The following is a 3,702-nucleotide window of genomic DNA, read 5'->3' on the forward strand; positions in this document are numbered from 1 at the left end:
GGGGGCGGCGCCCGCCACCGCACTGGCCATCAACATGCATCTCGTGTGGACCGGCGTCGCGCACGTCCTGGCCGCCCGGGGAGACGCGTCGCTCGACTTTGTCCTCCGGGAGGCCGGGCAGGGGGAGATCTTCGCGTTCGGGAACTCGGAGGCGGGGAACGACTCGGTGCTGTTCGATTCCCGCACCTCGGCCGTACCGCAGCCTGGCGGCGGCTACGCCTTCACCGGCCGCAAGATCTTCACAAGCCTCTCGCCGGCCTGGACCCGGCTGGGGATCTTCGGGAAGGATGCCTCAGCCGGGGACGGCGACGGGGAGCTGGTCCACGGATTCATCACCAGGGATACCCCCGGGTACGAAATCCTGGCCGACTGGGACACCCTGGGCATGCGGGCCAGCCAGTCGAACACCACGGTGCTGACTGGTGCGGTGGTGCCGGCGGAGCGGATCTTCCGGAAACTGCCGGTCGGCCCGAACGCGGACCCGCTGATCTTCGCCATTTTCGCCTGCTTCGAGACACTGCTGGCAGCCGTCTACACGGGCATCGGCGAACGGGCCCTCACCCTGGGGGTCGAGGCCGTGAAGCGGCGGACATCATTCAAGAACGGCGGGCGCAGCTATGCCCAGGATCCTGACATCCGCTGGAAGGTCGCGGACGCCGCGATGGCGATGGACGCGCTGTACCCCCAGCTCTCCAGCGTGGCCGCGGACGTCGACGCGCTGGCCGATCATGGCCGCCAGTGGTTCCCGAAGCTGGTCGGACTGAAGGTCAGTGCGACGGAGACGGCCCGCACCGTCGTCGACCTGGCCATCAGGGTGTCCGGGGGATCCAGCTACTTCCGGGGTTCCGAACTGGAACGGCTGTACCGTGACGTGCTGGCGGGAATGTTCCACCCCTCGGACGACGAATCGGCGCACAACACAGTGGCTAACGCGTGGCTGGGACCGCTGGAAACGCCCTAAACGGTCCGCTGGACCCCAGAACCCTAAACGGTCCGCTGGACCTGGGTAACGCGGCGGCGGAGCCAGAAGCGGCGGCCGCCGCCCAAATACAGCACGCTGCGTTCGAGTTCCCACTTTCCGTATTCGGAATGCTCGACCAGGCGGCGGCGCGCTTCGGGCAGGGAATCTTCAGGACTTACGGTCAGTACGAGGTACTCGTACTGCCGCACATAGTCCCGTTCCCGCCGGACTGAACTGCTGAGAAAATGTTCTTTCATTGCTCTCCATTTTCTCCTTTTTCCGGCTAACGTGAAGTCATGAGCATCGATCCGCGTGTCGCGCTTGAAGCACTGACCAATGCCCTGGCAGAACACCTCGCCGCGGCGTCGTCACGCCGGGGCGCCGGGGATCCCGCGGTCGAGGCAGCATTTTTCGCCCTTGCTGATGCCTTTGAAGTCTACGACGACTCGCTCTATGAAGCGTATGGCGAAGTGACCGGGCTTGAGGTCATGGATGACGGCATCGATGAGGACGAAGACGAAGACATCGACGACGAGGAAGACCTCGAAATCCTCCAGGACTAATCCGGCTGTTTATGCCAGGGACCAGTCAGGCCGGCCGTTAGGCGGGAGTGGAAACGTCCTCGAGGGCCTGGGCGATCTGGGGCGGCAGCGGTGCCAGCGTCGAATCCAGGATCTCTTTGAGCTGCACCGGCGTGCGGGGGCCCACAATCGCCGTCGCGACACCGTGCTGGGACAGCAGCCAGCTCAGTGAGACGTCCAGGGCTGTCCGCCCCAGACCCTTCGCCGCCATCGCGACGGCCTCCACGACACTGGAGGCGGAACCCTCAAGGTACGGCTCCACATAGCTGGCCAGCCGCGCATGGGCCGCCCGCGAATCCGCGGGAATGTGCCCGCGGTACTTGCCGCTCAGCACCCCGCGACCCATTGGACCCCACGCCATCAGTCCCATTCCGGCGTCCTCGATGGCAGGAATGAGTTCGGCTTCGGGGGAGCGGCGCAGCAGGGAGTACTCCGACTGGTTCGCGACCAGGGGAAAGCCCGCCACGGCGGCGGCCTTAGCCGTCTGCCAGCCGTTGAAATTGGATACTCCCACGTAGCGGGCGCGGCCCGATCGCACGGCAAATTCGAGCGCGGACAGGGTCTCTTCCAGCGGGACGTTGGGGTCCCAGGCCTGGGCGAACCAGAGGTCCACGTAGTCGGTACCCAGCCGGGCCAGGCTCGCGTCCAGGCCGGAGAGCATTCCGTTCCGGGAAGTGTCGACGCTGCGCCGGCCGTCCGACGCCGACAGTCCGGCCTTCGTGGAGATGACCACTTCGGAGCGGGCAACAACGTCGCCCAGCATTCCGCCCAGCATCGCCTCGGCCTGGCCGTCGCCGTAGGTCGCCGCCGTGTCGATCAGGGTCCCGCCGCCGTCCATGAAGGTGCGGAGCACCGCCGAGGCATCCTGCTCATCAGTTTCCCGGGCCCAGGACATGGTGCCGAGGGAAAGGGAGGACACACGCAACCCACTGTTGCCGACATAACGCTGCTGCATGTCAGTTAGCTTACGGGGATTCGGAAAGCTTCATGACGTAGGGTCTATAAACGTGAACTGGTTTGAAGCGGCCTTTCTGGGCCTTGTGCAGGGACTGACCGAATTCCTCCCGATTTCCTCAAGCGCCCATCTGCGGATCGTTGGCTCCTTCCTTCCCAACGCTGCCGATCCCGGCGCCGCGTTTACGGCCATCACCCAGCTCGGCACGGAAACCGCAGTCATTGTCTACTTCTGGCGTGACATTGTGCGGATCGTCAAGGCCTGGGCCGGTTCCCTGACCGGCAAAGTGTCCCGGCAGGACCCGGACGCCCGAATGGGCTGGCTGGTGATCCTGGGCAGCCTGCCGATCATCATTCTCGGCCTGCTGTTCCAGGACCAGATCGAGTCGGTCCTCCGCAGCCTCTGGATCGTCGCCACCATGCTGATCATCTTCGGCATGATCCTCGCCGTCGCCGACGCCGTCGGCCGCCAGGAACGCGACCTGACCCAGCTGACCTACAAACACGGCATCCTTTACGGCCTGGCCCAGGCCATGGCCCTGATCCCCGGGGTGTCCCGCTCCGGCGGCACCATCACCGCCGGACTGCTGATGGGCTACACCCGCGAAGCGGCGGCCCGGTATTCCTTCCTGCTGGCCATCCCGGCCGTCTTCGGCAGCGGCCTCTACCAGCTCTACAAAGTCCTCTCCAAGGACGGCCTCACCGGCCCCTACAGCCTCCCGGAAACAGCTCTCGCCACGGCCGTCGCCTTTGTGGTGGGGTACGTGATCATCGGCTGGTTCCTGAAATACGTCTCCACCCACAGCTACCGGCTCTTCGTCTGGTACCGGATTCTCCTGGGCCTGGCCCTCTACCTGCTGCTCGGTTTCAACGTCATCAGCGCCTAGCACTAGGCTTGGGCTGTGAAGTCTTGGATCTCCCGCCCCGTTCCCCAGCTCCCCGGCAGCATGGCTGCCCTCCGCCTCTTCGACACCGCCAAGGGCAGCGTCGTGACCCTTGAGGCGGCGGGCGAACAGTCAATGTACGTCTGCGGAATCACCCCGTATGACGCCACCCACATGGGCCACGCAGCCAGCTACGTTGCGTTCGACCTGCTCAACCGGGCCTGGCGGGACGGACGCCAGCAGGTCTCCTACGTGCAGAACGTCACCGACGTCGACGACCCCCTGCTGGAGCGCGCGACGGCGACCGGCGTGGACTGGCGGG

The 3,702-nt window shown here is 65.5% G+C and carries 5 protein-coding genes and 1 pseudogene (1 of these 6 only partly in view); 4 read left to right on the forward strand and 2 right to left on the reverse strand.

Annotated elements, in window-relative coordinates; genetic code table 11:
- A partial coding sequence (locus K789_RS0110455) for an acyl-CoA dehydrogenase family protein (protein ID WP_024366711.1) occupies positions 1-961 on the forward strand: 961 nt, incomplete at its 5' end.
- Between the two features lie 23 nt (positions 962-984).
- Here K789_RS0110455 and K789_RS0110460 read toward each other — a convergent pair.
- Positions 985-1,218, reverse strand: a complete 234-nt coding sequence (locus K789_RS0110460) for a DUF5703 family protein (protein ID WP_024366712.1) — start codon at positions 1,216-1,218, stop codon at positions 985-987.
- A gap of 39 nt (positions 1,219-1,257) precedes the next feature.
- On the opposite strand from K789_RS0110460, the gene K789_RS0110465 reads away from it, so the two are divergent.
- Complete coding sequence (locus tag K789_RS0110465) at positions 1,258-1,524, forward strand: hypothetical protein (RefSeq protein WP_024366713.1); 267 nt, start codon at positions 1,258-1,260, stop codon at positions 1,522-1,524.
- Positions 1,525-1,561: 37 nt separating this feature from the next.
- On the opposite strand, the gene K789_RS0110470 is transcribed toward K789_RS0110465, so the two are convergent.
- Positions 1,562-2,497: an aldo/keto reductase gene (locus K789_RS0110470; protein WP_024366714.1), complete on the reverse strand. Its 936-nt coding sequence runs from the start codon at positions 2,495-2,497 to the stop codon at positions 1,562-1,564.
- Positions 2,498-2,549: 52 nt separating this feature from the next.
- Here K789_RS0110470 and K789_RS0110475 point away from each other — a divergent pair, with 52 nt between their 5' ends.
- Together K789_RS0110475 and mshC are read left to right on the forward strand one after the other, a co-directional pair.
- Entirely contained in the window at positions 2,550-3,383 is an 834-nt protein-coding gene (locus tag K789_RS0110475) for an undecaprenyl-diphosphate phosphatase (RefSeq protein ID WP_024366715.1), read from the forward strand.
- A 15-nt stretch (positions 3,384-3,398) separates the two neighbouring features.
- A pseudogene (gene mshC / locus K789_RS22835) lies at positions 3,399-3,702 on the forward strand (cysteine--1-D-myo-inosityl 2-amino-2-deoxy-alpha-D-glucopyranoside ligase) (it continues 984 nt past the right edge of the window).

Source organism: Arthrobacter sp. TB 26, from assembly GCF_000427315.1.
Classification (GTDB): Bacteria; Actinomycetota; Actinomycetes; order Actinomycetales; family Micrococcaceae; genus Arthrobacter.

Bases quoted from the DNA above. Each gene is read 5' to 3' on its own strand.
- K789_RS0110465 (WP_024366713.1), top strand. From the start codon at position 1,258: ATGAGCATCGATCCGCGTGTCGCGCTTGAAGCACTGACCAATGCCCTG.
- K789_RS0110460 (WP_024366712.1), bottom strand. From the start codon at position 1,218: ATGAAAGAACATTTTCTCAGCAGTTCAGTCCGGCGGGAACGGGACTAT.
- K789_RS0110470 (WP_024366714.1), bottom strand. From the start codon at position 2,497: ATGCAGCAGCGTTATGTCGGCAACAGTGGGTTGCGTGTGTCCTCCCTT.